This window comes from Variovorax sp. P4_D9 (assembly GCF_056401695.1).
The window spans coordinates 1-2,713 of record NZ_JBFUIU010001037.1 but is presented as its reverse complement, the minus strand read 5'-3'; the positions used below and the strand labels follow the sequence as shown (position 1 = coordinate 2,713).

Annotated in this window: 3 protein-coding genes and 1 pseudogene; all 4 read right to left on the bottom strand. The window is 62.2% G+C overall.

Translation table 11 applies throughout. The features are described 5' to 3' along the window. Positions 1-300 (bottom strand): annotated as a pseudogene (locus AC1DY5_RS50515) (transposase); the annotation flags it as partial. 170 nt (positions 301-470) lie between these two features. Then, entirely contained in the window at positions 471-1,175 is a 705-nt protein-coding gene (locus AC1DY5_RS50510; RefSeq protein ID WP_478121828.1) for an ABC transporter ATP-binding protein, read from the bottom strand. 12 nt (positions 1,176-1,187) lie between these two features. Next, the gene (locus AC1DY5_RS50505) at positions 1,188-1,940 is read right to left on the bottom strand and encodes an ABC transporter ATP-binding protein (RefSeq protein WP_478121829.1); all 753 of its coding nucleotides are present in this window, start codon (positions 1,938-1,940) and stop codon (positions 1,188-1,190) included. After that, the coding region (locus tag AC1DY5_RS50500) for a branched-chain amino acid ABC transporter permease (protein ID WP_478121827.1) at positions 1,930-2,713 on the bottom strand (784 nt) is incomplete at its 5' end. The genes AC1DY5_RS50500 and AC1DY5_RS50505, both read right to left, overlap by 11 nt.

Sequence of the window (2,713 nt, the reverse complement as noted above, 5' to 3'; positions counted from 1 at the left end):
ATACAGTACTGCGCGTGCGAGGTAGATGTTGGCCAGCCCGAGCGCAACGAACGAGCGTGTGGCGTTCTTGCTCAAGCCGCGGTAGCGCACCTTGTCGAAGCCCCACAGGCGCTTGACGACGCCGAATACGTGCTCAACCCGGGCTCGCACGCTCGACTTGATGCGGTTGACCATGCGCTCGAGCTCCTCGGTGACGCTGCCCTTGCGGACCCTCTTGTTAGTGAAGTCCGCCGCCCCTGGTGCCTTGGACTCGATCAATTTCTCCTGCGAGGTATATGCGCAATAAAGCTCTTGACCATGGCTCCAGCGTACGAGCGACCGGAGGCCACTCAAATAGGAGCTCGCGGTGAATGACCTGTGGTGGCCGCATTCTGCCCAGCCGCGCCTCACTCCTCTGTTTGCCGAGCTTCGGCGTGCCGGCTCCAAGGCCCCTCGCGATGTTCGCGCCACGCCATCCAGCCTGCTGGAATTCAAACGGCGCAGTAGCGCTCCTGGATGGCCTCGTCGTCGAGCATCTCTTTCGCACTGCCGCTGTACACGATCTCCCCCTGGTCGAGGATGTAGGCGCGGTCGGCGATCTTGAGCGCCAGGCCGACGTTCTGCTCGATGAGAAGGATGGTCACTCCGCTGCGCTTGAGCGCCGCGAAGTACTCGAACATCTCGTCCACGAGGACCGGCATGATGCCTTCCGAGGGCTCGTCCAGCAGCACCATCCTGGGCTTGGACGCTACCGCACGGGCAATGGCCAGCATCTGTTGTTCGCCGCCGGACATCGTGATGGCCATCTGGTCGAGCCGCTCCTTGAGCCGAGGAAAGGTCTCGGCAATCTCGTCGATGACTTCCGACTCACGCCTGCGCAGCGGGGAGGCCAGAAGCCCGAGGCGGATGTTCTCTCGAACCGTGAGGCCAGGCACGATGCGTCGCTCCTCGGGCACGTACGCGAGGCCCTTTGCGAACCTGGCATGCGTCGGCGAGCCAAGCAACTCGACGCCGTCGAACTTCACGGAGCCCTTGGCCTTGGAAATCAGGCCGGAGATGCTCTTGACCGTCGTGGTCTTCCCAGCGCCGTTGCGGCCAATCAGGCAGACCAGTTCGCCCTTGCGGACGTTCAGGCTGATGCCCTGGAGAATGTGACTGGTTCCGTACCAGGCGTTCAGGTCTTTGACTTCAAGCATGGTCGTACTCCCTCAGTGGTCGCCTTGGCCCAGATAGACGCGCTTGACCAGGTCGTTGGCGCGGATGTCGTCCGGTGTGCCTTCGGCGATGAGCTCCCCGTGATGCAGGACCACGATGCGTTCGCTGATGCCCATCACCATCTTCATCTTGTGCTCGACGAGGACGACCGTTCGTTCCTCGACCAGCTTGCGGATGAGCGCCATCATCACCTTCGTCTCTTCGGGGCTCATCCCTGCCGTTGGCTCGTCCATCAGCAAGAGTTTGGGCTCAGCGGCGAGGGCAACAGCGATTTCGAGTGCGCGTTGCTGTCCGTGGGCCAACTCTCGAGCGAGACGAGGGGCGCGGTCGGCGAGGCCGACCTTGGCCAGCAGCGCGGCCGCTTGCTCGCTCAAGCCTTCGAGCGCGGAACGTCTGCGCCACAGCCCGTAGCGCGATACGTGTGCCTGAAGCGCGATGCGGACGTTCTCCAGCGCCGTGAAGTTGGGGAACAGGTTCGTTATCTGGAAGGACTTCGCGATGCCTGTGTGCGCGAACTTGTGCGCGGGCATTCCCGTGATGTCCTTGCCCATGAAGAAGATTTGTCCATCGCTCGGGGCAAAGGCGCCGGAAAGCGTGTTGAAGAACGTGCTCTTTCCCGCGCCGTTGGGCCCGATGATGGAGGTCAGCATGCCGGAGCGAATCCTCACGCTCACATCGGTGAGCGCCTTGAATCCTGCGAAGCGCTTGCTGACGTTCTTCGTTTCAATGATGGGTTCAGCGAACATGGGAGACCTTCTCGAGGAACGTGCCCCAGACTCCCTTGGGGAAGAAGAGCACGAAGAAGACAAATACGCCACCGACCAGGAGTTGCCAGTGCTCGGTCCAGTTGGATGCGAAGTCCTGGATGAGCAGGAAGAGCGCCGCTCCCACGAAGGGACCGAAGTAGGTTCCCATGCCGCCCAACAGGCAGAGCATCACAACCATCCCAGACGTAGAGTAGTGCAAGGTCTCGATAGGGACGCTGGAGAGATGGATGGCGTTGAGCGCACCTGCCAATGAACAGAGTCCTGCCGACAAGACGAAGGACAGAAGCTTCGTGCGTTCGATATCGAACCCGCACGCCCGGGCCCTTGCCTCGTTCTCCCGTACTGCTTCAATGGCGCCGCCAAACGGCGATGCAAGGATGCGGGAGAGCAGCCACATCGCGACGGCGACGAACCCGAAGACGAAGTAGTACTTCTGCAGCGGGTTCAACAGGTCGAGCCGGAATCCAAGAATGCCGACCTCGGAGATGTTGACGCCGCGAAGCCCGTTCTCGCCGCCGGAGGCCGGCAACTGGTAGACCAGGAAGTAGACGCACTGGGAAAGCGCGAGCGTCACCATCGCAAAGTAGATGCCACGCGTGCGAATGGCGAGCAATCCCATCACCAGCGCGACGAGGCAGCCGGCAGCGATCGCAGCCGGCACCGCAGCCCACCAAGGGACGTTGTGCTGCGCGATGAGGATGCCTGCCGTGTACGCGCCCACGCCCAGGAAGGCGGCGTGGCCGAAGGAGAGC